This window comes from Aeromonas sp. 95A (genome assembly GCF_051919235.1).
GTDB lineage: Bacteria > Pseudomonadota > Gammaproteobacteria > Enterobacterales > Aeromonadaceae > Aeromonas > Aeromonas veronii.
The window spans coordinates 843,984-869,571 of record NZ_JBQBFC010000001.1 but is presented as its reverse complement, the minus strand read 5'-3'; the positions used below and the strand labels follow the sequence as shown (position 1 = coordinate 869,571).

The following is a 25,588-nucleotide window of genomic DNA, read 5'->3' as shown; positions in this document are numbered from 1 at the left end:
TGCCGTTGATCTCTCAGGTGCTGCTGATGTTCACGGCGCCACCATCTTGACCAGCGTTCACTCGCCCCCTGTTTGGAGTAGCTTATGAATCCCTCAACCCACTTAAGTTTGACGACCCGTTTGCTGCACTGGTCGGTTGCCTTGCTGATGATTGGCCTGACCCTCAGAGATCCCCTCATTTTTAGAGACTCAAATAATTCCAAGTGTGCGGGTATATAAGCGGTGTTGCTTCAGGTAGTAGATAAATTTATCCATCAACAAGACCGCATTGGCTTCTTTCATTTTAGGTAACAACTGGTAATAGATGACCCCTTGCCGAAAGAACGAATAGGTTCGGCTCTTGCTGGTATTGACCTTGATCGTTCTCTCTAGACCGACACTGTCTCCAGCCTTACCCAGCAGCGTCAGCAAGACGATGGCCAGGGCACTGAATAAAAACAGTCGGTCGCGCCGGACCGGATTACTGATGTGCACATCTCCCATACCCATGCCGAATTTGTAATCTTTGATATCACGAAAACTGGTCTCGATACCCCAGCGCTGGCCGTATAGTTGCAACGCCTTGGCGGCGCTCAGGTCGGTCCGGTTACTGGCCAGAAACCACGCGTCTTTCATGCCACTCTTATGACAACAATAGACCCGTTCGACAGGCTGTCGCTGCCCAGTTAGCTCCACCGCTTTGAGGGTTCGGGTGCGCCCGGTCGGCGTTAGCCAGTCCCGAGCTGGAACCTGCTCTACACCAGGGTAACCAACCAAAACATTTCCTTTAAATCTAATGAGATAAGCAAAGCCTAGCTCTTGCTCCAGGCGTTCGAACAGCTCCATGTAACCAAAGCCGCGGTCAGCTACTACCGTCACGAAGATACCCTCTGGCAACGTCTGCTTGAGCTTGGTGAGCAGCTCTTTCTCATGGGCATTGCGTTGCCCTTTGAGCAACGATTTCCGATGGGTTTTCCACAGCAGCGGAGTACTGCGACCGTGGTTGGTTTGCAGGCTGATAACCAAGGTACTGTGATCATCGGCATCGAATTCGGTCCAGTCCATGGAGACTACGATCTCGGTACGTTCACCGACCACATAGGGCACCCAATCGTCAAAGAGGCTCCAGACATTGAGCTTGGTGTTAGTGAGCAGGCGATCCACCTGTTTAACCGCATGTTTACGTTCGAGACCGTTGGCCAAGGAGAGGCCACTACCGATGGCGTGGATGGCCAGTGAACCTGACTCGATAACCCCGAGGGTAGCATTGGCGAGGGAAAGAACACGCTTAGCATGCATGTCCTGTCCAAATATATCGTCGATGTGGTTGAGGATTAGTTCGTGGTTAAACATGGGGATAGTCTGTTGGGTATTAGCTGGTCAAGGATGGCGATCATACCTCAGAAGCCGCGCCACGCCTCGCTCATATGAGGGGATGGTTAAGGGCCTGACCCTTGTAGGTTATCTGATGGTGAAATTTGAAATATGGGATCTCTATGCCCTGCATAAATCTCTGGGGGTGATTGCATTGATCTTGATCCTGCCCCGCGCCATTCTCCGCCTTGTTAGAGGGTGGCCTGAGCCTGTTCGTCAATATCCTGTTTACGAGGCATTGTCAGCCAGGGTGATCCACTGGGGTTTGCTGATTTCAACGCTGCTTATTCCGGTGTCCGGTCTCTGTTATTCCGCAGCGGCTGGCCGAGGTGTCGCCATATTTGGCTGGTCTCTTATCCCGATGAATCCAGATATCCATGATCCTGCCAATGTGATTCCATTCAGTGAATCCGTTCGGGATATTGCTCACACAGTCCATATATATTTGCCATATGTCATGCTGGCATTTTTGCTGGTGCACATTGTCGGGGCGTTGAAACATCATCTGCTGGATAAAGATAATACCTTGCTGCGGATGGTGGGGCGAAAATAATAAAGAGAGACACCCCTTGTTGTGCCGGGAAATATATATTGGCAGCGGGTGAAATTTATTATCCAGACCGAGCAAAGGACATTGAGAAGAGAATGATACCGGTGCGAGTGGTCGCCGCGAGGGCAAGAGACAAGACAAGGACACAAAACAAGGGGAGGGTGGTCAGAAGCCGCTTGCCCCCTGAGCCCTTGTCGATCATCCCGTTGCATGGGAGTTGGGCTGCGTCGGCACCTACCGGTTTTGCATAAATCACCGGCTAGCCAACTCTTTTGCCCCGAAATGGCGCTTTTCGTACTGATAATCTTGGTTTTTTGGCGTTTTGGCCGCCTAAAAGAGGGCTATGCCATAAAAAATTCAAAAAACTTCTTTACCAGTGACCAATGCGTGAGTAAACTTCGTCGGCAATATTTTACACCCCCACTTCCTCAACGGTGAGATATTGCCATGCTCAGGATTGCCAAAGAAGCGTTAACCTTCGACGATGTACTGTTGGTTCCCGCCCACTCCGAAGTTCTTCCCAATACTGCCGATCTGCGTACCAAGCTGACCTCCGCCATCAGTTTGAACATCCCGATGATTTCCGCTGCCATGGACACAGTGACCGAAGCCCGTCTGGCTATCGCACTGGCCCAGGAAGGCGGTATCGGCTTTATCCACAAGAACATGTCCATCGAGCAGCAGGCTGCCGAAGTGCGCAAGGTCAAGAAGTACGAGAGCGGCGTGGTCACTGACCCCGTTACCGTGCGCCCTGACATGACCATCGCCCAAATCAAGGAGCTGAGCCACAAGAATGGCTTCGCCGGTTACCCCGTGGTGACTGACGGCAATCAGCTGGTCGGTATCATCACCGGCCGTGACGTGCGCTTCGTGATTGACCTCTCCCAGACCGTTGAACAGATCATGACCCAGAAAGATCGTCTGGTCACCGTGCGTGAAGGTGCCCCTCGCGAAGAGGTGGTTGCCCTGATGCAAAAGCACCGTATCGAAAAAGTGCTGGTGGTGAACGCCGACTTCAAACTCAAGGGCATGATCACCGTTAAAGATTTCCAGAAAGCCGAGCGCAAGCCCCACGCCTGTAAAGATGACAAGGGTCGTCTGCGGGTCGGTGCTGCGGTTGGTGCCGGTGCAGGCAACGAAGAGCGCGTCGCCGCGCTGGTGGAAGCCGGTGTTGACGTACTGCTGATCGACTCCTCCCACGGCCACTCCCAGGGCGTGCTGGATCGCATCAAGGCCACTCGCGACGCCTATCCGGATCTGCAGATCATCGGTGGCAACGTGGCGACCGCCGCGGGCGCCAAGGCGCTGGCTGCTGCCGGTGTAAACGCCGTCAAGGTCGGTATCGGCCCGGGCTCCATCTGTACTACCCGTATCGTGACCGGCGTGGGCGTGCCCCAGATCACTGCCATCTCCGACGCCGTTGACGCGCTGGAAGGCACCGGTATTCCGGTGATTGCCGATGGCGGTATCCGCTTCTCCGGCGACATCGCCAAGGCCATTGCCGCGGGCGCCAGCTGCGTCATGGTGGGCTCCATGTTCGCCGGTACTGAAGAAGCGCCGGGCGAGATCGAGCTCTATCAGGGTCGCTCCTTCAAATCCTACCGTGGTATGGGTTCCCTGGGCGCCATGTCCAAAGGTTCCAGCGACCGCTACTTCCAGACTGACAACGCTGCCGACAAGCTGGTGCCGGAAGGCATCGAAGGCCGCGTGCCGTACAAGGGTCGCCTCAAAGAGATCATCCATCAGCAGATGGGCGGCCTGCGCTCCTCCATGGGCCTGACCGGCAGCGCCACCATCGACGACATGCGCACCAAGGCAGAGTTCGTGCGCATCTCCGGCGCCGGGATGAAAGAGTCCCACGTCCACGATGTGACCATTACCAAAGAAGCCCCCAACTATCGGATGGGCTGATAAAACGGGGCCCTGCGCCCCGTTTTTCCACCCTTTTTTTATCCCGTGCCCTTTGTGACAACATCAGCCTGATGCAGGAATAAAATGACTAAAGACATTCACCAGCACCGTATCCTTATCCTCGACTTCGGTTCCCAGTACACCCAGCTGATCGCCCGCCGCGTGCGCGAAATCGGCGTCTACTGCGAACTGTGGGCCTGGGACGTAACCGAAGAGCAGATCCGCGAATTCAATCCGAGCGGTATCATCCTCTCCGGTGGCCCCGAGTCCGTCACCGAAGCTGGCAGCCCGCGCGCCCCCGAGTATGTATTCAACGCCGGTGTCCCTGTGTTCGGTATCTGCTACGGCATGCAGACCATGGCCGAGCAGCTGGGTGGCAAGGTGCAATCCTCTACCGAGCGTGAATTCGGTTACGCCAAGGTGGAAGTGCTTGGCGAAGCTGGCAAGAGCAGCGCGCTTTTGCGCAACATCGAAGATGCCATCGCCGACAACGGCAATGCCCTGCTGGATGTCTGGATGAGCCACGGTGACAAGGTCACCACCATTCCGGCCGACTTCACCACCATCGCCCAGACCCCGACCTGCCCCCACGCGGCCATGGCGTGTGAGGCCAAGCGCTTCTATGGCGTGCAGTTCCACCCGGAAGTGACCCACACCCGTCAGGGTGCCCGCATGCTGGAGCACTTCGTCAAAGACATCTGCGGCTGCGAATGCCTCTGGACCCCGGCCACCATCATCGACGACGCCGTTGCCCGCATCCGCGAGCAGGTGGGTGACGATGAAGTGATCCTTGGCCTCTCCGGTGGTGTCGACTCCTCCGTGGTTGCCATGCTGGTGCACCGCGCCATCGGCGATCGCCTGACCTGCGTCTTCGTTGACAACGGTCTGCTGCGTCTGAACGAAGGCGAGCAGGTGATGGAGATGTTTGGCGATCACTTTGGTCTGAACATCATCAAGGTTGAAGCGGAAGAGCGCTTCCTCTCTGCCCTGGCCGGTGTTGACGAGCCGGAAGCCAAGCGCAAGATCATCGGCCGCGTCTTCGTTGAAGTGTTTGATGATGAAGCGAAAAAGCTGAAAAACGCCAAGTGGCTGGCGCAAGGCACCATCTATCCGGACGTTATCGAATCCGCTGCCAGCAAGACCGGCAAGGCCCACGTCATCAAGTCTCACCACAACGTCGGCGGCCTGCCGGAAGAGATGAAGATGGGTCTGGTCGAGCCGCTGCGCGAGCTGTTCAAAGACGAAGTGCGCCGCGTTGGCCTCGAGCTGGGTCTGCCCTACGACATGCTCTACCGTCACCCGTTCCCGGGCCCGGGTCTGGGCGTGCGCGTCCTTGGCGAAGTGAAGAAAGAGTACTGCGATATTCTGCGCCGCGCCGATGCGGTCTTTATCGAAGAGCTGCGCAAAGCCGACCTCTACAACCAGGTCAGCCAGGCGTTCGCCGTGTTCCTGCCGGTGCGCTCCGTTGGCGTGATGGGCGATGGTCGCAAATATGACTGGGTCATTGCGCTTCGCGCCGTCGAGACCATCGACTTTATGACCGCCCACTGGGCTCACCTGCCGTACGACTTCCTCGGTCACGTATCGAATCGCATCATCAACGAGATCAACGGTATCTCCCGCGTGGTGTACGACGTTTCCGGCAAGCCGCCCGCAACTATCGAATGGGAATAAGCGGCTCGCGCCCTTCTGCCCTTCGAGCATAAAAATGCAAAAAGACGCCCTTGAGGCGTCTTTTCTTTTCTCAATCGTTTGCGCCACACATCTTCTTTTTTAGAGCAGCTTTTTCGCCACCTTGCCCCTGTCATATGTGACAGGGGCATTTTTGCCATCTCGCACTAGGCTCTCTCATGCCAATTGAGCCCGCTGTCAACAGCTGCTTGTGGCTGGGGTGAGGGCTGATCCAGTTGCAGATAGCTGCGCAAATTTGCCCATCGTCATCGCGCCAACCGGCAGTGACGACACCCCGGTGGAGACCGGAAACCACTTGAATCAACGGGGCGCAGCCCGATCGGCCAAACGAGTCGGGACCATAGAGCACGGAGAGTTTGATATGTCAGAACAAGCAGTGTTGGTAGGTGGATGGACCGCATATCACAAGCTGACCGCCGAGGATCAGGCGGTATTTGATCAGGCGCTGAAAGGATTTGTCGGGGTGCAGTATGTACCCTTTGAAGTCTCCACCCAGGTGGTGGCTGGCACCAACTACCGCTTCAAGTGCAAGAGTACTGTGCCGCTTGCCAAACCGATCCATGGCGAAGCCGTGGTGCAGATCTTCAAATCACTGGACGGGGATGCCCATATCACCTCCATTACCCCAATCTGATTGGGTGGTAGGGCAAGGTGGGGAGGGGGATAACCTCTAACTGGTTGGTTCTAACACCCGGCAATAAGAAAGACGCCTTAGGGCGTCTTTAATTTTTATAAAACTCTGCACCTTTAAATATCTCACTGGTGTCATAGTCTAATACAATAGCTACACTGTAACGTGCACGAGTTAAAGCCACGTACAGCTTAGCACGAGTGGCAGGTTTTAATTTTTCAGGTTGATCTGTGTGACGAAACCATTCTGCCATATCATCTGTTGGATATATAATTGCACGGTCTACAGTGAGACCTTTAGACTCACCAAAGTTCATTGAATCATAAGATTCATCTATTTTTGATTTTGAGTTCCAGCGTAACTGCATTGGATTATATATTCTTAAATATTCAGAACATTGGTTTTTTGAAACGATGAATACTCCTTGGTGCTGAATGTTATCTTTATGGCAATCGGCACAATTACATGCATCTACAGTAGGAAGTTGAGGGTAAAGTTTTGAGGAGAAATTACATATACTTTGGCAGCAACGATGCGATTTATTTAAAGTCATTTCATCTAGCTGGCATGTGATACGCTTTCCTAGCATTTTCTCAGATTGAACAAAAGCTTTAATATTTCCATTGCTATACTCAGCATGTTTATTCGTATTATGGGTCTGATAAGTTACTTGCCTTGGATCTCCCACTATGATCACTTCTGATTTAGACTTGAAGAGAAGCTTTATTAACTCTAAGTCAAAGCCAGCTAGATCTTGAACTTCATCTATGCATATCATGCTGTATAAAGATGCAATTCTATTAACTACCGCTTGATTGCTTGCTTTATTTGCTTCAAATGCAAATTTTGAGATTTTGTCAGAATATATTTTAAAGTCAGAGGTGAAATAATATTTATTGAAGTTGTTTTCATCTGACCAATAAACATTTTGCCCACTTTTATTTGTATATCTTAATCCTGAACGCTGATTAACTAGAATAAAACCGATGTGTATATTAGCCAATGAGCTATTTAGTTGGCACTGGTATGGTCTAACCCAGTGTTTTAATAGAAATGAAAACCATGTGGTAATAGTTACATTGGGTGGCACTGCTCCAACCTCAGAGATAAATTTTCGTTTAATTTCCTGTTCGTTTGACTCAGTGTAAGTTGTAATTAAAATTGATTCGCTAGGTTTACTTAATGCAATTTTTACCAAATGAGTTGTTTTACCAGAACCCGCAGCTGCAATTAGAAGACGATTATTTTTCATTACACCACTCCACTGCTTTAGTTATGTATTGTGGATAGTTAAAGGTTGTATTTGATTCAAAGACACTGAGAGCCCAGCTAGTTTTTTGTGTTTGTAACTTCGTTGATAATAGATCCGCAGTATTAAACTTACCTATGTCTAGGTTGAGCACTTTACACAATTCATTTAAATTGTCTTTGTTTGCATCAACAAACTGTGGCTCAAGAGTGTTGAGGTGGTTTCGATCGTCTGAAAATATTTTTATGTGGTGGCAGTCATGATAATCACTATATTTTTTTATGATTTTTTCATTATAGCTTCCATCGTTATCTGTTATTACGGCTACGCTTTTGTTGATTTTCTTGGCAATTTCCAAAAAACGTTTGAATGTCAATTTCACAGAAATTACATCAATGCCATGCTCAATAGGTAATGATCCAAGGTTTTTATCCATATAAGCTTTTTGAAATATGAGTTCATCTGAATCACCCTCAACAAGCACAGCTTTACTACAGAGAATAAGTCTTAATGTCTGGTATCCTGGTAGTTTTTTAAAAAAATCAAAAGTATCTTTTGATAAATCAGTGAACTTTGTGACTTGGTGTTCATTTAGTAAAATTAAATTTTCAAGGCCAAGTTTATTGGCTACAAAGCTACTGTGTGTTGAGATAATAACTTGTTTGTCAGCGGAGTTATCAACTATTGATTTTAATAAATGATTTAGCTTGGAATGTGATAGATGATTCTCAGGTTCTTCTATTAATAACAGACTAGCCTCTTTTGCTTTTTTGTGAGCTAGAGCAAGATTCGTTTTTATGATGCACTGATAGCCTTTTCCTATTTGATGAAAGGGTATATCTCCAAGATAGGTCATTAAACTGGATTCCCAAGCATTTTGAGATCCCAAATCAACGGAGATGCGAAGGTGATCACCTTGGATATTTGATTTGCTATCAATTTTTTCATTAATTACTTTGACCGAATCATCTTCAGCAAAGTTATCTTTCATCTTTCTATATGCCTGAGATAGCTTAACTTTTTCACTATCGTCTAAGTCATTTTTTATAATTCTTGATATGTATACATCAGAACCGTTTTGATACTTATTGGATGTTGAATCTATTAGGACAGATTTAATTGGAATGCTTCTTGATGTAACTGCATCTCTATCGAATGATGACCAAGATATTTTATAGTACTCTATTGGTAGTGTATTTACTTTCTCTCCACTGTTTATTAGTTCTGAATACTCATCAATATAAGTGTCATCAAACTCTATTTTGAATGAAACACCACATGCATCACTCCGTTCCTTATTACCAGTGCCTTGTAATTTTGGTGCGCAATCTTTTGCAAAAAATACTTCTATACAAACTTCTGGTAAAAAACTCGGCTCCCGATTGTTTACTTTTTCCAAATACTCGGCTACAGCCTTGCTATTGAATATATATTGTGTCAATTCATTTTTTAAATATCTGCCATATAATATCCCACTCAATGCTAAATGAGTCGCCTCAAGTATTGTTGATTTTCCAGACCCATTGTCACCGACAAGAATATTTACGCCTTTGTTAAACTCGATTGAGAATTTGCTGTAATAGCATTTGTAGTTATAAATATTAACTTTTTCTATTTTCATTGTTCATTCCTATCTACATGGATATTAACTAGGAGACTATGTATTTAAAATTATTGATTAGTGTACAATTACTTAGGGTCTTTTTTGAAGCCCTGAATGCTGAATATGTGAGGTCATAATACATAATCCGATAGGAGTAATGTAAATTGCTCTGCGAATTTGGTCTTTGGTTTCAGCCCAAAAGCCGCTCGGCAAATGGTGCAATGCGCTGCGCTTATTGCACCCTACCTGTTTCGTCAATTCGCTGGGGGGCGGCTGAGCACTGAGCCTTGCCAAAGCAATAAAAGGGGCGATCTGCGCCCCGACTGTTTAATGTCCCCGTTTTATATCGCCGCGCGCTTGTCTGGCGCTGCCTGATTGTCTGCTGACTCACAACCAACACTCCAGTTTCTCCCCCATCAGGGCGAGCAGAAAAAGGCCAAGTTTACTCATACCTCGCCGCTTCCCAGGCGTGTATCGCCTGTTTGCGGGTCTCGCCCCAGTGATAGCCGCCAAGCTTGCCGTTTTGCTGAATGACCCTGTGACAGGGGATCATCAAGGCGACGGGGTTGGCGGCCACCGCCAACCCCACGGCGCGGGCGGCTTTGGGGCTGCCGACGGCGCTCGCCACCTGGGCGTAGCTCACCACCTTGGCGGGCGGGATCTGCAGCAGCGCCCGCCAGACGCTGATCTGAAAGTTGGTGCCGCTCACGTGCAGCGAGATGGGGCGATCCGGCGCCTTGCTGCCATCGAACATGGTGTTGATGACCCCTTGAGTGCGTGATGGTGCTTCTTGCAGCGTTGCCTCAGGCCAGCTGTGGGCGAGGGCGGCCAGCGGCGCCTCTGGGGCCTTTTCATCGAGAAACGAGAAGTTGCACACCCCCCGCGGGGTGAGGGCGACGAATGCCTGACCAAAGGGGGTGTCGTGCACCCCGTGATCGATAACCAGCCCGGCCCCGCGCTGCTTGTACTCGCCCGGCGTCACCGCTTCGAGCTGCACGAAGTGATCGTAGAGCCGCGAGCCGCTGCTAAGGCCCAGGGTATCGGCCACCTCAAGCAGCGGGCGCGACTCCTGCAGCAGCGCCTTGGCCCGCTCCAGGGTCAGCACCTGCAGATAGCGTTTGGGCGTCACTCCGGCCCAGCGGCTGAACAGCCGCTGGAAGTGAAAGGGACTTAAGTGAACGTGCGCCGCTATCTCGTCCAGAGTGGGCTGGCGCTCCACCTGACTTGCGATAAAACGGATGGCATCGGCGATACGGGCGTAATCAGACATAAGGCGCTCTCACGATAAGATTTCGGTCGCAGGATCTTGGGGGCGACAACGTCATGTGCGACAAATTGATACCCCACCATCTGCCAGCAGGGCAATGCCGGTGGTAAAGCTGGATGCATCGGACGCGAGATAGAGGGCCGAACGGGCGATCTCCTCCGGTTGGGCCAGCCGTTTGAGGGCATGCATATTCTGCACAAAGGCGAGACTCTCCGGCGTATCGGTAAAGGCCCGTCCCATGGGAGTGTCGGTGCCCCCCGGCAGCAGGGCGTTGACCCGCACCCCTTGTGCCCCATACTCGGCAGCCAGCACCCGGGTCAGGCCAATGAGGCCCGCCTTGCTCGCCGCATAGGCCGCCATGCCGGGCAGCCCCAGGGTATGGCCGACGAAGGTAGAGGTAAAAATAAGCGAGCCACCGCCGCGCGCCAGCATGGCGGGGATCTGGTACTTGGCCCCCACAAAGGCGCTGGTGAGGTTGGTATCCAGAATTTCCTGCCACTGCGTCAGCTCAAGCTGCTCTACGCTGCCCGGCGTGCCTGTGGTACCTGCGTTGTTGAAGGCGATATCGAGCCCGCCGAAACGGGTTAACGCGAGATCAACAAGAGCGCGGGCGTAACTCTCGCTTTTCACATCTCCCGCCAGACTCACCGCCTGGCCCCCCACATGGCGGATCTCCTCCACCAGCAGGTCCAGCTCGGGTTGGCGGCGGGCGCCGACGACGACGCAGGCCCCTTCGCGGGCAAACAGGATGGCGCTGGCGCGGCCGATGCCGGAGCTGGCGCCGGTGATAATAGCGACCTTGTTGGACAGTAATGACATGGCAGTTCCCTCGCTGGTGTGTTGTGCGCCAAATCAGTGGGGCACAGGGTTGGCTGTGGGTTGGAACCCCAATAGGTTCCAACCGACTTGGGTTTGACTCCCACTATGGCAACCACTCCTCGCCGGGACGACCCGAATCTTGCTCTCTTTCTCTCCAACTCGTTTTGCTACATGTCGATACAGGCCTTCGTGGCAACAAAAGGGGAGAACTGAGCCCCGAATTCTTTATAATGCCCCCCTTTAAAATCGCCGGACCCGGGTTCGGCGCGCGCTGATGGTCGCTGTGCCATCGGGCAGATCATCAGGATTGAGAAACGGTTATGCATACTCTGGAACAGCTGCGCGCAGGTGAACTGTGCGGTGCCCGCCATCTGAAGCTCTCTGAAAAACTCGCGGTTTTCCCCCCCGAGATTATGAGCCTGAAAGAGACGCTGGAGGTGCTGGATCTCACCGGCAACCAGCTAAGCACGCTCCCCGACGAGCTGGCCGGGTTTGGCAAACTGCGCATCATCTTCTGCTCCGAGAACCGCTTTACCGAGCTGCCCGAGGTGCTGGGGCGTTGCCCGGCGCTCACCATGGTGGGCTTTAAGGCCAACCGGATTGCTACCGTCTCGGCCAAGGCGTTGCCCGCCGGTTTGCGCTGGCTGATCCTGACCGACAACGCGGTGGAACAGTTGCCTGATGAGCTGGGCCAGTGCGACGCCCTGCAAAAGCTGATGCTGGCGGGCAACCGTCTGCGCGAGCTACCGGCCAGCCTTGCCAACTGCCGTAATCTGGAGCTGCTGCGTATCGCCGCCAACCGCATCGAGCGCTTCCCCGAGTGGCTGCTCTCGCTGCCGCGCCTTGCATGGCTCGCCTACTCCGGAAACCCCTTTAGCGAAGGGGCGGAGGCGCGGGCCATCGATGATGCCCATGTAGAACCCCTTTCCTGGGAGACGCTGGCGCTGGGCGAGTTGCTGGGGCAGGGAGCATCCGGCGTTATCCATCGCGCCACCCTTGTGGCTAATCCTGCTGATGAAGTGACTCAGGCCAGCGGCAGAGGCGATGGCAATCAGGTGGCGGTCAAGCTGTTCAAGGGGGCGGTGACCAGCGACGGGCTGCCCCGCTGCGAGATGGCGGCGTCGCTGGCGGCGGGCACTCATCCCAACCTTATCAAGGTGATAGGCAAGGTGGCGGATCACCCCTCCGGTATTCCGGCGCTGGTGATGGAGCTGATCGACCCGGCCTTTGCCAATCTGGCCGGGCCGCCGAGCCTGGACTCCTGCACCCGGGATATATATCCCGAGGGGCTGCACCTGAGTGTGCCGGATGCGCTGGCGATGGCCCACGGCATTGCCTCGGTGGCGGGCCATCTGCACCGCGCGGGCATCATGCACGGGGATCTCTACGGTCACAATATTCTGTTTGCCCGTGGGTCTGACGCACCGGCTCGCGCCCTGCTGGGGGATTTTGGTGCGGCTTCTTTATATGAGCGCAGCGACCGCGAGCGGGCCGTGGGCCTTGAGCGACTGGAAGTGCGCGCCTTTGGTTGCCTGCTGGAGGAGCTGTTGGCCCATTGCGATACGCAAGACTCATCGCTTGATGGGTTGCATCAACTCAAAGCGGCCTGCCTCTCGGAACTCCCCGCCGATCGTCCCGATCTTGCTTATATCGAGCGTCAGCTGGCGGCCGCTCGCGCCACGCTGTCGTGACCTTTCTGGCGTTGGCAGGCACGTTTTGGCCTGCCAACGTCATTTCCTTCTTTCATTAATGGCTATCAATGCATGACGTATTTGCATGGATAGGTGTGCCTCTGCCCGTCATAAACGCACCTAATAGCGATCATTGTGACAGCGAGATGCAGGGCAAGGGGAACTCCTGTCATTCATCCGTCAAAACACTGGGGCTGCGCGGCAAAAAGGGGAGGGCAGAGGGTTGCGCGGTGCCGGTTAAGTTGTGATATTGAGGCATCTTTAGTACAGAAGGGTAATAACGATGGAAGCTGCGTTTTGGCATCAGCGTTGGGAAGAGAACCGGATTGGCTTTCATCAGGCGGACTTCAACCACTGGCTGCAATCCTGGTGGTCAGCCCAGCAAGCGGACGAGCCGGTGCTGGTTCCCCTGTGTGGCAAAACCCGCGACATGCTCTGGCTGAGCGCTCAGGGTCATCCGGTGGACGGTTTCGAGCTATCGAGCCTTGCCGTCAGTCAGTTCTTCAGTGAAAACCAGCTCGCCGCGACCGTGAGCGAGGTGGGCCCTTATCAGTGCCATCAGGTGGACAGCCTGCGCATTTTTCAGGGGGATTTTTTCGCCGCCCCCAGTCTGGGTCGCCGTTACCGGCTGGTCTATGACCGCGCGGCGCTGATCGCCCTGCCGACCGCGATGCGCCGCCAGTATGCAGCCCTGATCAGTTCGCTGGTCGAGACCGGTGGCCAGATCCTGCTGGTGACCCTTGAATATCAGCCGGAGCAGCAGAGTCAGCCCCCCTTCTCGGTGGGGGAGATGGAGGTGCGGGCGCTGTTTGAACGGGATTTTCGCATCGAGGTGCTGGGGCGCGCCGCCGAGGTGGATCACCCACGGGTGTTGTCGGGCCAGCTCTCCTACTTCGATGAGGTGGCCTACCGGCTGGTTCGCCGTGGCTAACGGACAGCGAACGGGCGGCCAAAGGGTGATCTGCGCCGACAAATCGTCGGGCTGTGCGCTCTTCGCTACCTCCTTTGACGTAGATCAACGTGACTGGCGGGGGGAGTGCCTAATATGAGGCTGTTTCTCAATCACTGTTGGCATTGCAAAGCGAGTATCGGGTCTTTCCTGCTTGCTGATCAGCAACTCAGTGTCTGATTTTCACGCTCATGTTCACTTTTGGCGGCTTTGGTCGCAATTGTTATGGTTTTTCCAGCCGACCCAGATGGGTCGGCTTTTTATTGCCTGCGATATGCCGTGGGAATGGAAAAACGGGGGAGTGCGAGGCCTGATCAGGCCTCGAAGGTGGCGGCATTGAGCCGAAATGCCCGTGGATCGTCGATAAACTGGCCGGTGATCCGCTCGTCATGTTCGTGCCCGTGACCATAGCTGCAGAGGATCAGCCGATCGGAGGTGCGCGAACGCAGCTGGGTGATAAAGCGCACCAGATCGGCGCGACTCAACTTGCCCACCTCATCGCAGACCCGTTCCCGCTGATCGAACCCCAGATCCTTGTTGCCGATGCTGACCCACAGCCGCTGGCCGCGACTGCGCAGGTTGGCATCCCGCTCGCTCAGCTGGGCTTGCAGCCCTGCCTTGCTCTCCTGCCACTGCTGCTCGGTAAATTCGAGCATGGCGAGCGGAAAGAGGTCGATAAACTCCTCCACCGCATCGAGCAGGATCTGCGGCCCCGCCACCGGCGACTGGATATAGAAGATCAGCCCCGGATGGCGATTGAGGGGCAGGTTGCCGGCACCCACCACATACCCCAGTTGCTGGCGGGTGCGCAGCTCGTGGAAGAAAGTAGAGGACATGATGTGGTTCGCCAGAGTGAAGCAGGCGAGATCCCGCGCTCGGGTGGTGCGGGATTGGTAGTAGACCAGGAGCGCAGAGTCTTCGTGATCGCAACCCTGCTCGCGAATAAGGGTGCCCCTGTCCTGAATGGAGATGAGCGGGCGGCGGGTCTCGCCACTCGGCTTGCTGCTGGTGCCATTGATATCGCTCAGGTGACGCTCCATCAGGGCGGCCAGCTCCAGAGCTTCGGCGGCAGTCCAGTCGCCGTGTACCAGCGCCTCGACATGCACCTCGCCAAACAGCTGGGCCACGAAGCCGGGCATCTCCTCCAGCTCGACGGTGCGCAGGTGGCGCAGCAACTGCTCGAACGGCGGGTTGTTGGGTTGCAGCAAACTGGTGAGCTGGTTAAAGAGCTGGGAGATGGGGCGCGCCTTGGACTGGTTGTCCCAGTTGCGAATGAGCTGCTCTTTAATCTCGGCGAAGCGACCCGGATCCGGATACCCCAGGGTGCGGTTGCCGAGGATCATGTCGAGCAACAGCGGCTGCTTGTCGGCAAAGCCGCTCAGGTTGATGGTAAAGCCCCCCTGATGGGCATAGATCTGGTAACCCAGCCCCGCCAACTCCGCAGGATAGGTGAGGGCGTTGAGGTGGTCGGCCAACAGCTCCACGGCAAGGCGCGCCATGGCGATATTGCGCGGATTTTTGACCGCATGTTCGCTGTCGATGGAGATATAGAGATTGCCCTTGGGCACGCTGAACAGGTGCTCATGAAGGTGCCAGAGGCGAAAACCGGGGCGATCGATAAGGCAGGCGGGCATGTCGGCGGCAAGCTCTGGCGTGCGCGGATCGAGCCGGCTGCTGATAAAGGGGTTGGGCTTGGGCAGCGCCAGCGCCGGATCCGGTTCGCTCTGCTGCCAGCGAATTTTCTCGGCCTCGGTAATGGTCGCCACGCTGTAGGGAGTCTGATACCAGCGGGCCAGCCGATCGGTCGCCACTTCCGGCGCAGTGATGGTGATACGCAAATTGTGCGGGGTGAGCTTGGCGAGGAAGCGGCGGATCAGCCCCTCGTCATATTCGCGCATCATGTAGTCGCCGTAGAGCAGATCCTCTGGTTTGTAGCTAAAGAGGTTGAGCACCAGCCCCGACACCGTATCGAGGGGGCGGCCGCGCTCCTGAAAACGGAATGCCGATTCGAGCACGGTCCGTTTTTCGTCATAGCGCCAGCTCTGCAGCCCTTCGCGGCCAATCAGTTTCAGATAGCCAAACAGGGCGGCGAGGATGTCGTCCACATGTTCAAGGCCCAGAGGAGTGAGGCCAAAGTTGACGCCAAAATCCTTGAAGTTGGCGCCGCTGATGCCACCGCCCGCCGAGAGCTGATTGACCCAGCCTTTCGCCTTGAGCAGGGAGAGCAGGCTGCCATCCCCCTCATAACCAATCAGATGGCTCAGGAAGGTGAGGGGCTTTTTGTCGTAAAACTCGTCCACATTGGGCAAGGGGAAGCAGAGCGACAGCTTGCGGGTCTCCTTGACCGGATTGATGTGGATGCGCACGCCGAGATCATCGAGCCGGTACAGTGGCATGGTGAGGGTCGGGGTTCCCAAATTGCGATTCAAAATGGGAGCAAAGTAGCGACAGCACCACTGCAACTGGGTATCGATGGATTCCGGCGAGATCATCACCAGCGCCATGCGATCCGCGCTGTAGTGGCTTTCGTAAAAACGGATAAGGTCGGAGCGCAGATCCCGTCCCGGCAGATCGGCCAGGGTATCGAGGTTGCCCACCGAAAACTTGGAGAAGGGGTGCGCCGGGTTGACCGTCTCTTTATGCACCTGATAGCTGCGGCGCATGTCGTCCTGCAGCTTGAGGCGATACTCGGAGTCGACCGCGTTGCGCTCCTTGTCCACCCACTCCGGATCAAACGTGGGACAGATAAAGAACTGGGAGAAGCGATCCAGCCCTGCTTCGAAGAAGCCGTTGTCGATCTCGAAGAAGAAGTTGGTGAACTCGGTACCGGTCCAGGCGTTGTTGCTGCCGCCATGACGGCTCATAAATTGCTGGTACTCACCAGGCTTGGGGTAGGTGCAGGTGCCGAGAAACAGCATGTGCTCGAGAAAATGGGCCATTCCCTGCCGGTCAGCGGGATCGTCAAAATGGCCGGTATTGACCGCCAGCGAGGCGGCGGATTTGTCGGTGTCGGGATCACAAATCAACAAGACCCTGAGCCGGTTGGCCAGCTCCAGAAAATGGTATTGCCGATGGTCATTGGGACTGGCATATGGGCTCATTGGCGTGTGACTCACGTTGGATTTATTTGAATTTAAACATGATTATCGACCCCGCTATCCCGTCAGGCAAACCCTTTTCTGAGAGGTAGCGCAATTGTTTCCACACCCGTGGCGGGGTAAGATCCCCCGGCTATCAAAACAGGCCCGTTGGGCGAGGTTGTAATGAAGATCTATATCATGCGTCATGGCCAGGCTGGCATGAATGCGAAAACAGATGAACAGCGTCCATTGACCGAGCAGGGTATTGAAGAGTCTATCCAGATGGCCCGCTGGCTGGCGCCTCAGCTGATTGGCCCGTTGGATCGGGTGATCCACAGCAACTATCTGCGGGCACGCCAGACCTGGCAAGCCATATGCAGTGAATTACCTGACGCAGCAGCCGTTGAAGAGAGTGGCGACATTACCCCTTACGGTGATCCTGCTTTCGTGGCCAGCTACCTTACCACCCTGGCACAGCAACATGACCAGATCCTGATGGTCAGCCATCTGCCGCTGGTGGGTTATCTGGTGCAGAGCCTCTGCCCGGCCGCAGGAGCACCCATGTTCGCCACCTCGGGGATCGCTTGTATCGAGTGGCACGATGGCAAAGGAGCCTTGCTCTGGCTCGAAGGGCCGCATACAATAGGCTAAAAGTTAATAAAAAGTTATAGATTGAATTTTTTGGGAAGAGATGGGCGAGTTTTCCGGATTTTTATAAATACTTTACGGAATTAATTCGCAGAAGCTGCTGTCATACGGATACAACTGCAAGAGGTTGCAAACGATGAGAGTGTTCAAGAAGTACCTGCCACTGATGGTGGCAAAGCATGTCAAAACCTTCTTTAAAGGTCGGATTTACATCCATGGTCGGGGGCGGTTTGATTTCCAATCCGGTTTGTTGCTGATGCCGAATCCGGCGGATATTCCCCACCGCCAGACAGTCACCGAGGTCAACGAGCTGATCTCCAGACTGCACATGGATGCCGCGTGATGCGCTTCTGAACTTGTTTCTGCACTGATATGCCCGCACTTTTGCGGGCATATTTGTTTCTGGCGACTGGCGTTCACCGCGTGGCGGTTCAGGCCCACACCTTTGTTTATCTTCCATCGCCCCCTATACTGGCCCGCTGTTGTCTCTTCGGTCTGGATCCTCTCATGCCCCTTGCCTTTCTGTTTCCCTTTTCCTGCATTGCCATCTGGGCTGGCAATGGCATCGTCAGCAAACTGGCGGTTGGTGTGTTGTCCCCTGCAGCCTTGGCCTGGTCGCGCTGGGTGGTGGCTGCGCTGGTATTAAGCCCGTTTCTGGCCCGTCGGGTATGGCGTGCGCGTGCCCATCTGCGCGCTGGCCTTTGGCAGATCGCCATGCTGGCCTCGCTGGGCATGGTGCTCAACCAGACTTTTGGTTACTACGCGGCGCAAACCCTGGGAGCCACCGAGATGGGGTTGATGATGGGACTGACGCCGCTGCTGACCGTGTTGTTCAGCATCTGGCTGTTGCGTGAGCGGCCCACCTGGGGCGCCGTGTTGGGGGCGCTGCTCTCCATCCTTGGCTTGTCTATCTTGCTGGGGCAGGGGGATCCGACCCGGCTGTTTACCCAAGGCATTCATATCGGCTCTGTCTATATGCTGATCTCGGCCGGTACTTATGCCCTTTACAGCGTGCTGCTCAAGAAGTGGGATCTGGGGCTCGACAACTGGTCGCTGCTCTACGGTCAGGTGATCTGCAGTGTGGTGATCCTGACCCCCTTCTTTTTGCTGGTGGATGGCCAGTGGCCTGATGGGCGGGCCCTGTGGCTGATCCTCTATGCCGGTATCCCCACTTCGGCGCTCTCACCCTGGCTCTGGATGCAGGGTATTGCCCTGCTCGGTGCCAACCGTACCGCCATCTTTATGAACCTGCTGCCGGTGATGACGGCTGGCCTTGCCATCACCCTGTTGGGTGAGCGGTTGACCAGCTATCACCTGATCGGGGGCGGTCTGACCCTGCTGGGGGTTTTGCTGGCACAGCTGCTGGTGCGTCCGGTGGTGATGGGTCGCCGCCGGGTAGTGCTGGCTCCTTGTCCCGAAGAGTAATCTTGCGCGAAAGCGTAAGTGGGCCCAATGGCCTGCTTGGCCGCCAATGAAAGCGCCTGCAGCAATGTAGGCGCTTTTTATATGATCAAGCAGTGCCAGACAGGTTACTGGGCGACCAGATAGAGGTCCCGGCTATAGACGATGTCTTGCGGGCTCTCATAGGGATAACCCTTGACGAACGGCTTGAGCAGTCGTGATTTGACGTAGAAGTAGAGCGGCGCGATAGGAGCGTCAGCCTCGATCAGTGCTTCTGCCTGCTGGTAGAGCTGATTGCGCTCGGCTGCATCCTGTGAGTCGTGGGCCTTGGCCAGCAGGGCATCGTACTCCTTGTTGAACCACTTGCCGCTGTTGGCACTGCTGCTGGAGGTCAGAATATCGAGGAAGGTAGAGGCATCGTTATAGTCCCCGTTCCAGGAGTAGCGACTCACCCCGAAATCCCCCTCGTTCAGTGCCGAGACCATGGTTTTCCACTCCATGTTGTTGAGGGTGGCGGTGACCCCCAGGTTGTGTTTCCACATGGAGGAGACAGCCAGCGCGATCTTTTTATGGCTCTCGTTGGTGTTGTAGAGGATATCCACGCTGAGCGGTTTGTCCGGGCCATAACCCGCTTCGGCCAACAGCGCTTTGGCCTGCTTGATCCGCCCCTCTTTGCTCTGCTGCTGACTGGCCGGTTTTTTCAGGTCAAAACCATCGACACTCGGTGGGGTAAGGCTAAAGGCGGGCAGTTGCCCTTGTCCCAGGATCTTGTCGGTGATGGTCTCCCGGTCGAGGGCCAGCGAGAGCGCCTTGCGCACTTTCGGATCATCGAACGGTTTGCGGTTCACGTTGAACACATAGTAATAGGTGGCGAGCATGGGGGCGCTGACCAGGTCTTGCGGGCTCTGGCTCTTGATGTGCTTGTACTGCTCCAGCGGGTAGGTGGTGTAGTGCAGCTCGCCGGTGCGGTAGCGGTTGTAGGCGGCGGTTTCGGAGACGATTTCCAGATAGACCACCTTGTTCAAGACGGTGTGCTGGTTGTCCCAGTAGTGGGTATTGCGCTCGGCACTCAGCCGTTCGTTGGGGGTCCACTCCTTGAGTACAAAGGCACCGTTGGAGACGATATTGCCCGGTTTGACCCAATCCTTACCGTATTTTTCAATGGTGGCCTTGGGGGCCGGGAACGTGGTGTAGTGGGCCAGCATCTTCAGGAAGAAGGGGACCGGATTTTTCAGGGTGACCTGCAGGGTGTGGTCATCGAGCGCCTTGATCCCGAGCTCTGACGGGCTCTTCTTGCCCTGGATCACCTCGCTAGCATTGACCACACCGGTCAACTCGATAAACCAGGCGTAGTTGGAGGCGGTCTTGGGATCGGCGGCCCGTTGCCAGCCGTAGACATAATCGGCGGCAGTGACCGGTTCACCGTTAGACCATTTGGCCTCGGGCCTCAGCTTGAAGGTGTAGACGGTCCCGGTTTTGTCGACCTCGTAGCTGACAGCGCCAGCGGGCTGGGTCTTGCCTTTGCTATCCAGTACGTAGAGCCCTTCAAACAGATCGTTGACGATCTCGCTACCAGCACTCTCTTCCACCAGCTGGGGGTCGATGGTGGTGGGCTCGGTGCCGATATTGGTCACGTAGATTTGTTGGGCATCCGGCAGCAGCTTGGTACCGGCAGGCACCTGGGCAGCCCAGGCGGGAAGGGCAAACAGTCCGGCTACCATGCCGGCAATGAGAGTCTTGTTCATTGATAATCCTTGAGTTTTATTTGCTTCCAAAGCGAAATCAGTGTGCTGGATCGGCGATCGGATCTCAAGAGGCAATGACTGAGGGAACGGCAGGCCCATCAGACTCCATCTTTAATGACTCAAGGCCAGTCAGCTCATGGCTTGCCACAGGTTATTGCCACGAATTAAGAGGGCGAAAGTTATCGATTGAAACCGAATAAAAAGCGCCTTTTACCATAACATGAGGCGAAATAGTCTATTTAATAGGCCGCTTAATTCGCTGCAAAAACAAAAAACAGACGTTACATTAGGTTACAAATCAAGGCCGCCGGTGATCGGCATTTTTTTTGCTGACGCCTGCAAACGTTTTCAATGCCAACGGATGCGATCTAAAGGAACAAAAATGCGAAACATGATCACCATGGGTGAGTTCATCGTCAAAAAGCAGGCGGATTATCCTACCGCGACCGGCGAGCTGACCTCGTTGCTCAGCTCGATCCGCCTTGCTGCCAAGGTGGTGAACCGGGAGATCAACAAGGCGGGACTGGCGGATATCATCGGTTCCATGGGCGCTGAAAACGTACAAGGCGAGGTGCAGCAGAAGCTGGATGTCTACGCCAACGAACGCTTCAAGGCGGCGCTGGAAGCGCGCGGCGAGGTGTGCGGCATGGCTTCGGAAGAGGAAGAGGACTTCGTCGCCTTTGACTCACCGCTCTCCAAAAACTCCAAGTATGTGGTGCTGATCGACCCGCTCGATGGCTCTTCCAATATCGACGTCAACGTCTCGGTCGGGACCATCTTCTCCATCTACCGCCGTTTGAGCCCGCAAGGTTCGCCGGTGACGCTGGAGGACTTCCTGCAGCCGGGCAACCGTCAGGTCGCCGCCGGTTATGTGGTCTACGGTTCTTCCACCATGCTGGTCTACACCACCGGCTTTGGCGTTAACGGCTTTACCTACGATCCTTCAATCGGCTGCTTCTGCCTCTCCCACGAGAACATCCGTATTCCGGAAGAGGGCAAGATCTACTCCATCAACGAGGGTAACTACATCAAGTTCCCGGACGGGGTGAAGAAGTACCTCAAATATTGCCAGGAGCGCGACGAGGCGACCCACAGACCCTACACCTCCCGTTACATCGGCTCCTTGGTCTCTGATTTCCATCGCAACCTGCTCAAGGGCGGCATCTACATCTATCCGTCCGGCACCAACTCGCCGAACGGCAAGCTGCGCCTGCTCTATGAGTGCAATCCCATGGCGTTTCTGGTGGAGCAGGCCGGTGGCAAGGCCTCCGACGGTTTTGGCCGCATCATGGATATCCAGCCCACTGCGCTGCACCAGCGTACCCCTTACTTTGTTGGCTCGACCAAGATGGTGGAGCGCGCCGAGGCCTTTATGCGGGAGTTCTCCGCCCATGAGGATCCAGCCAACCAGGGCTGAACGTACGCAGTAGTCAGATAGCAAATAAAAAACGGGAGCCGATTTGGCTCCCGTTTTAGTTGGCATTCTCTCTCTGGCTCGACGCCAGCGTTGCAGAGACTCACAGGCTGTTGTTGGCCAGATCCGCCAGCAAACCATCCACCAGTTTCAGGCGCATGGCGCGATCCTGGGTCGGTACCTGGAAACGCAACCGGGTCGGCCCGTCCATCTTGTAGACCCTTGGCTGGCTGGAGAGCAGTTTGACCAGATAGGCCGGATTGACCTTGGTCTCCTGGGTGAAGTCCAGATAGCCGCCGCGCTCGCTCATCTCCACTCGCCGAATGCCAAGGGCGGTGGCACGCTGGCGGAAAGCGGCCAGCTCCAGCAGGGTTTTGGTCGCCTCCGGCAAGAGGCCGAAGCGGTCGATCAGCTCCACTTTCAGCTCCCGTAGCTCCTGTTCGTCCGCCGCGCTGGCGATCCGCTTGTACATGGAGAGGCGCATATTGACGTCCGGAATATAGTCATCCGGCAACAGCGCAGGCAGGCGCAGCTCCACCTCTGTGTGCTGGCTCATCAGTTGCTCGAGCGAGGGCTCTTTGCCATTTTTCAGCGCCTCGACCGCCTGCTCCAGCATCTCCATGTAGAGGGTGAAGCCGACCGATTCAATCTGGCCGCTCTGATCGTCGCCGAGCAGTTCGCCCGCGCCACGGATCTCCAGATCGTGGGTCGCCAGCGCAAAGCCGGCGCCGAGATCTTCGAGCGAGGCGATCGCCTCCAGCCGCTTGGCCGCATCCTTGGTCATCAGCTTGGGATGGGGGGTGAGCAGGTAGGCATAGGCCTGATGATGAGAGCGGCCAACCCGGCCACGCAGCTGGTGCAGTTGAGCCAGACCGAGATGATCCGCTCGATCCATGATGATGGTGTTGGCGCTCGGCACGTCGATGCCGGTCTCGATAATGGTGGTACAGACCAGCAGGTTAAAGCGCTGGTGGTAGAAGTCGGACATGATCCGCTCAAGGTCACGCTCGCGCATCTGGCCGTGGGCGATGCCGATGCGGGCCTCGGGTACCAGCTCCGCCAGGTCGGCGGCGCACTTCTCGATACTCTCCACGTCGTTGTGCAGGTAGTAGACCTGGCCGCCACGTTTGAGTTCACGCAGCACCGCCTCGCGCACCACAGCCGGTTCGTGCTGGCGCACGAAGGTCTTGATGGCGAGTCGCTTGGCAGGCGGGGTGGCGATGATGGATAGATCCCGCATGCCGGACATCGCCATGTTGAGGGTGCGCGGAATGGGGGTAGCGGTGAGAGTGAGGATATCCACATCGGCCCGCAGTGCCTTGATCTTCTCCTTCTGGCGCACCCCGAATCTGTGCTCCTCATCGACGATGAGCAGTCCCAGATCCTTGAAGGTGAGTTCGGAGCCGAGCAGCTTGTGGGTGCCGATGATGATGTCCACCTTGCCTTCGGCCAATTCCTTCATCACTGCGCTCTGCTCTTTAGCGGAGCGGAAGCGGCTCAGCACCTCGACCCGCACCGGCCAGTTGGCGAAGCGGTCGCGGAAGTTGTCGTAGTGCTGTTGCGCCAGCAGGGTGGTGGGCACCAGCACGGCAACCTGCTTGCCGCCGTGTACAGCCACAAACGCTGCCCGCATCGCCACTTCGGTCTTGCCGAAACCGACGTCGCCGCACACCAGTCTATCCATGCTCTTGGCCTGACACATGTCCCCCAGCACTGCATTGATAGCGTTGAGCTGATCGTCGGTCTCCTCGAACGGGAAGCTGGCGGCAAATTGGCGATAGGCCTCTTTGTCGTGCTTGAAGGCAAAACCGGCGCGAGCGGCGCGATGAGCGTAGACATCCAGCAGCTCGGCTGCCACGTCGCGCACCTTCTCCGCCGCCTTGCGCCGCGCCTTGCTCCAGGCCTCGCCGCCGAGCTTGTGGCTGGGCGGGTTATCCGACCCGGTGTAGCGGCTGATAAGGTACAAACTGGTGACCGGCACGAACAGCTTGTCGCCGCCGGCATATTCGAGGGTCAAAAACTCGGTGGGCAGGCCACCGGCATCGATGGTTTCGAGCCCCAGATAGCGGCCGACCCCGTGATCCAGATGGACCACCGGCTGACCCTGGGTCAGCTCGCCCAGGTTTCTGATCACCGCATCGGAGCTTAAGTTTTTGCTCTTCTCCCGCGCCCGATTGCTGCGCACTTTGCCGCCCAGCAGTTCGGTCTCGGTGATCAGCGCCAATGGATCCTGACCGGCCTCCTGCCACAGGAAGCCACGCTCAAGCGGTGCAACCAGCAGGCCGTGGCGATCCGGGCTCGCCATAAAGGCGTCGAGGGAGGGGAACTCTTTGGGTTGCAGTGAGATACGCGCCAGCAGATCGCCGAGTACCTCCCGCCGTCCTTCGGATTCCACCGCAAACAGGGTGCGCCCGGCAAAACCTTGGAGGAACTGGTTGAGCGCCAGCAGGGGTTGCTCTTTGCTGTGATCGAGTTGCAGGTCGGGCAGCGCGGAGATGGGCAGATCGTGCTGACCAGCATCACCGGCGGTAGCGGACTCTTGCAGCCGCACCGCACCATATTGGCCCAGAGAGGCAAAGAGCTGCTCCACCGGCAGATAGAGCTGGGCCGGGGGTAGCAGGGGGCGAGTGTTGTCCCAGCGTCTGTCTTCATAGCGCTGGCCGATATCGTTCCAGAAACGCTGGGCGGCGGGGTAGATATCCCCCACAGTGAGCAGCAGGGTCTCTTCCGGCAGGTAGTCAAACAGGCTGGCGGTCTGGTTGAAAAAGAGCGGCAGATAATACTCGATGCCGGCGGGCCAGCGCCCCTTGCTCACCTCCTGATAGACGGAACCCTCGGCCCGCGACAGCTCGAACTGCTCGCGAAACTGGCCGCGAAACAGTTCGATGGCCGCCTCGTCGGTAGGGTATTCCCGGGCGGGCAGCAGGCTGACCGTCTTGACCGGTTCGCTGGAGCGCTGGGTTTCGGGATCGAACGGGCGGATGGAGTCCACTTCATCGTCGAAGAAGTCGATGCGATAGGGGCTGCTACTGCCCATGGGGAAGAGATCGAGCAGGGAGCCGCGGGCGGCAAATTCGCCATGTTCCAGCACCTGATCCACCGCCACGTAACCCGCCTCGGCCAGCCGCCCGCGCAACTGTTGCAGATTGAGGCGTTGGCCGGCCTTCACCATCAGGCTGTATTTGTCGAGATAGACCCGGGGGGCGCAGCGCAACATCAGGGTGGAGATGGGGACAATCAGCACCCCCTTGCTCATCTGCGGTAGCTTGTAGAGAGTCTCGAGCCGCTGGGAGATGATGTCCTGATGGGGAGAGAAGGTGTCGTAGGGCAGGGTCTCCCAATCGGGGAACAGCAATACGGGAACGGATTGAGCGGCTGGCTGCTTGCCTGCCAGCAAGTACTGAAGCTCCTGCTCCAGGCGCAGGGCGCTCGGGGTATCGGCGGTGATAAGCAGTACCGGCCCCTTGGCTTCACTGGTGAGACGGGCTGCAATCAGCGAGAGGCTGCTGCCGACCAGCTGGCCGAGCGTGATCTTTTGGCCCGCTTTGGCGGGCAAGGCGGGGAGTGTCATTGGCATGGTTCGAT

General features: G+C 55.9%; 18 protein-coding genes. 10 read left to right on the top strand and 8 right to left on the bottom strand.

What is annotated here, in order from left to right:
* Positions 1 to 189: 189 nt before the first annotated feature.
* A complete protein-coding gene (locus ACTG2U_RS03840; RefSeq protein ID WP_041204923.1) occupies positions 190 to 1,332 on the bottom strand; it encodes an IS4-like element ISAs18 family transposase in 1,143 nt (380 codons plus the stop codon).
* Here ACTG2U_RS03840 and ACTG2U_RS03835 point away from each other — a divergent pair.
* From ACTG2U_RS03835 to ACTG2U_RS03820, 4 genes are all read left to right on the top strand, one after another.
* The gene (locus ACTG2U_RS03835; RefSeq protein ID WP_439974063.1) at positions 1,277 to 1,906 is read left to right on the top strand and encodes a cytochrome b; all 630 of its coding nucleotides are present in this window, start codon (positions 1,277 to 1,279) and stop codon (positions 1,904 to 1,906) included. The two genes, ACTG2U_RS03840 and ACTG2U_RS03835, sit on opposite strands and share 56 nt — an antisense overlap.
* A 444-nt stretch (positions 1,907 to 2,350) precedes the next feature.
* A complete protein-coding gene (gene guaB / locus ACTG2U_RS03830; RefSeq protein WP_005360033.1) occupies positions 2,351 to 3,814 on the top strand; it encodes an IMP dehydrogenase in 1,464 nt (487 codons plus the stop codon).
* Positions 3,815 to 3,898: 84 nt separating this feature from the next.
* Positions 3,899 to 5,488 (top strand): glutamine-hydrolyzing GMP synthase, encoded by a 1,590-nt coding sequence (guaA, locus tag ACTG2U_RS03825; RefSeq protein WP_019445882.1) that lies wholly within the window; start codon positions 3,899 to 3,901, stop codon positions 5,486 to 5,488.
* A gap of 379 nt (positions 5,489 to 5,867) precedes the next feature.
* A complete protein-coding gene (locus ACTG2U_RS03820; protein ID WP_005337011.1) occupies positions 5,868 to 6,140 on the top strand; it encodes a hypothetical protein in 273 nt (90 codons plus the stop codon).
* 88 nt (positions 6,141 to 6,228) lie between these two features.
* Here the strand turns inward: ACTG2U_RS03820 and ACTG2U_RS03815 are convergent, their stop codons facing one another.
* From ACTG2U_RS03815 to ACTG2U_RS03800, 4 genes are all read right to left on the bottom strand, one after another.
* Positions 6,229 to 7,389: a UvrD-helicase domain-containing protein gene (locus ACTG2U_RS03815; protein ID WP_439974062.1), complete on the bottom strand. Its 1,161-nt coding sequence runs from the start codon at positions 7,387 to 7,389 to the stop codon at positions 6,229 to 6,231.
* On the bottom strand, positions 7,379 to 9,007 hold the full coding sequence (locus ACTG2U_RS03810) for an ATP-dependent nuclease (protein ID WP_439974061.1): 1,629 nt from the start codon (positions 9,005 to 9,007) through the stop codon (positions 7,379 to 7,381). The genes ACTG2U_RS03815 and ACTG2U_RS03810 overlap by 11 nt, the downstream gene beginning before the upstream one ends.
* 424 nt (positions 9,008 to 9,431) lie before the next feature.
* A complete protein-coding gene (locus tag ACTG2U_RS03805; protein ID WP_439974060.1) occupies positions 9,432 to 10,259 on the bottom strand; it encodes a bifunctional transcriptional activator/DNA repair enzyme AdaA in 828 nt (275 codons plus the stop codon).
* Positions 10,260 to 10,310: 51 nt separating this feature from the next.
* Complete coding sequence (locus ACTG2U_RS03800) at positions 10,311 to 11,075, bottom strand: SDR family oxidoreductase (RefSeq protein ID WP_252657037.1); 765 nt, start codon at positions 11,073 to 11,075, stop codon at positions 10,311 to 10,313.
* Between the two features lie 320 nt (positions 11,076 to 11,395).
* Between ACTG2U_RS03800 and ACTG2U_RS03795 the strand changes: the two genes are divergently transcribed.
* Positions 11,396 to 12,766: a leucine-rich repeat-containing protein kinase family protein gene (locus ACTG2U_RS03795; protein WP_252657038.1), complete on the top strand. Its 1,371-nt coding sequence runs from the start codon at positions 11,396 to 11,398 to the stop codon at positions 12,764 to 12,766.
* A 283-nt stretch (positions 12,767 to 13,049) separates the two neighbouring features.
* Positions 13,050 to 13,697 (top strand): thiopurine S-methyltransferase, encoded by a 648-nt coding sequence (locus tag ACTG2U_RS03790; protein ID WP_252657039.1) that lies wholly within the window; start codon positions 13,050 to 13,052, stop codon positions 13,695 to 13,697.
* Between the two features lie 332 nt (positions 13,698 to 14,029).
* Here the strand turns inward: ACTG2U_RS03790 and ACTG2U_RS03785 are convergent, their stop codons facing one another.
* Positions 14,030 to 16,816 carry an insulinase family protein gene (locus ACTG2U_RS03785; protein ID WP_252657040.1) on the bottom strand — a complete coding sequence of 929 codons (2,787 nt, stop codon included), beginning with the start codon at positions 16,814 to 16,816 and terminating at the stop codon, positions 14,030 to 14,032.
* Positions 16,817 to 16,978: 162 nt separating this feature from the next.
* On the opposite strand from ACTG2U_RS03785, the gene sixA reads away from it, so the two are divergent.
* The 3 genes from sixA to ACTG2U_RS03770 all read left to right on the top strand — a co-directional run bounded on the left by sixA (position 16,979) and on the right by ACTG2U_RS03770 (position 18,868).
* Positions 16,979 to 17,446, top strand: coding sequence for a phosphohistidine phosphatase SixA (gene sixA, locus ACTG2U_RS03780; RefSeq protein ID WP_005351311.1), 468 nt, complete (start codon positions 16,979 to 16,981; stop codon positions 17,444 to 17,446).
* A 133-nt stretch (positions 17,447 to 17,579) separates the two neighbouring features.
* The gene (locus tag ACTG2U_RS03775; RefSeq protein WP_005336998.1) at positions 17,580 to 17,786 is read left to right on the top strand and encodes a DUF1107 domain-containing protein; all 207 of its coding nucleotides are present in this window, start codon (positions 17,580 to 17,582) and stop codon (positions 17,784 to 17,786) included.
* A 164-nt stretch (positions 17,787 to 17,950) separates the two neighbouring features.
* Positions 17,951 to 18,868 carry a DMT family transporter gene (locus ACTG2U_RS03770; RefSeq protein WP_439974059.1) on the top strand — a complete coding sequence of 306 codons (918 nt, stop codon included), beginning with the start codon at positions 17,951 to 17,953 and terminating at the stop codon, positions 18,866 to 18,868.
* Positions 18,869 to 18,972: 104 nt separating this feature from the next.
* On the opposite strand, the gene ACTG2U_RS03765 is transcribed toward ACTG2U_RS03770, so the two are convergent.
* Complete coding sequence (locus tag ACTG2U_RS03765) at positions 18,973 to 20,589, bottom strand: peptide ABC transporter substrate-binding protein (protein ID WP_439974058.1); 1,617 nt, start codon at positions 20,587 to 20,589, stop codon at positions 18,973 to 18,975.
* A 382-nt stretch (positions 20,590 to 20,971) separates the two neighbouring features.
* Here ACTG2U_RS03765 and fbp point away from each other — a divergent pair, with 382 nt between their 5' ends.
* Entirely contained in the window at positions 20,972 to 22,006 is a 1,035-nt protein-coding gene (gene fbp, locus ACTG2U_RS03760) for a class 1 fructose-bisphosphatase (protein WP_005336993.1), read from the top strand.
* 100 nt (positions 22,007 to 22,106) lie between these two features.
* Here fbp and mfd read toward each other — a convergent pair whose 3' ends face one another.
* Positions 22,107 to 25,574 (bottom strand): transcription-repair coupling factor, encoded by a 3,468-nt coding sequence (mfd, locus tag ACTG2U_RS03755; protein ID WP_439975105.1) that lies wholly within the window; start codon positions 25,572 to 25,574, stop codon positions 22,107 to 22,109.
* Between the last annotated feature and the right edge of the window lie 14 nt (positions 25,575 to 25,588).

Excerpts from the sequence above, each read along its gene's own strand:
- ACTG2U_RS03835 (WP_439974063.1), top strand. The coding sequence starts at position 1,277 with ATGTCCTGTCCAAATATATCGTCGATGTGGTTGAGGATTAGTTCGTGG.
- ACTG2U_RS03840 (WP_041204923.1), bottom strand. The coding sequence starts at position 1,332 with ATGTTTAACCACGAACTAATCCTCAACCACATCGACGATATATTTGGA.
- guaB (WP_005360033.1), top strand. The coding sequence starts at position 2,351 with ATGCTCAGGATTGCCAAAGAAGCGTTAACCTTCGACGATGTACTGTTG.
- guaA (WP_019445882.1), top strand. The coding sequence starts at position 3,899 with ATGACTAAAGACATTCACCAGCACCGTATCCTTATCCTCGACTTCGGT.
- ACTG2U_RS03820 (WP_005337011.1), top strand. The coding sequence starts at position 5,868 with ATGTCAGAACAAGCAGTGTTGGTAGGTGGATGGACCGCATATCACAAG.
- ACTG2U_RS03815 (WP_439974062.1), bottom strand. The coding sequence starts at position 7,389 with ATGAAAAATAATCGTCTTCTAATTGCAGCTGCGGGTTCTGGTAAAACA.
- ACTG2U_RS03810 (WP_439974061.1), bottom strand. The coding sequence starts at position 9,007 with ATGAAAATAGAAAAAGTTAATATTTATAACTACAAATGCTATTACAGC.
- ACTG2U_RS03805 (WP_439974060.1), bottom strand. The coding sequence starts at position 10,259 with ATGTCTGATTACGCCCGTATCGCCGATGCCATCCGTTTTATCGCAAGT.
- ACTG2U_RS03800 (WP_252657037.1), bottom strand. The coding sequence starts at position 11,075 with ATGTCATTACTGTCCAACAAGGTCGCTATTATCACCGGCGCCAGCTCC.
- ACTG2U_RS03795 (WP_252657038.1), top strand. The coding sequence starts at position 11,396 with ATGCATACTCTGGAACAGCTGCGCGCAGGTGAACTGTGCGGTGCCCGC.
- ACTG2U_RS03790 (WP_252657039.1), top strand. The coding sequence starts at position 13,050 with ATGGAAGCTGCGTTTTGGCATCAGCGTTGGGAAGAGAACCGGATTGGC.
- ACTG2U_RS03785 (WP_252657040.1), bottom strand. The coding sequence starts at position 16,816 with ATGAGCCCATATGCCAGTCCCAATGACCATCGGCAATACCATTTTCTG.
- sixA (WP_005351311.1), top strand. The coding sequence starts at position 16,979 with ATGAAGATCTATATCATGCGTCATGGCCAGGCTGGCATGAATGCGAAA.
- ACTG2U_RS03775 (WP_005336998.1), top strand. The coding sequence starts at position 17,580 with ATGAGAGTGTTCAAGAAGTACCTGCCACTGATGGTGGCAAAGCATGTC.
- ACTG2U_RS03770 (WP_439974059.1), top strand. The coding sequence starts at position 17,951 with ATGCCCCTTGCCTTTCTGTTTCCCTTTTCCTGCATTGCCATCTGGGCT.
- ACTG2U_RS03765 (WP_439974058.1), bottom strand. The coding sequence starts at position 20,589 with ATGAACAAGACTCTCATTGCCGGCATGGTAGCCGGACTGTTTGCCCTT.
- fbp (WP_005336993.1), top strand. The coding sequence starts at position 20,972 with ATGCGAAACATGATCACCATGGGTGAGTTCATCGTCAAAAAGCAGGCG.
- mfd (WP_439975105.1), bottom strand. The coding sequence starts at position 25,574 with ATGACACTCCCCGCCTTGCCCGCCAAAGCGGGCCAAAAGATCACGCTC.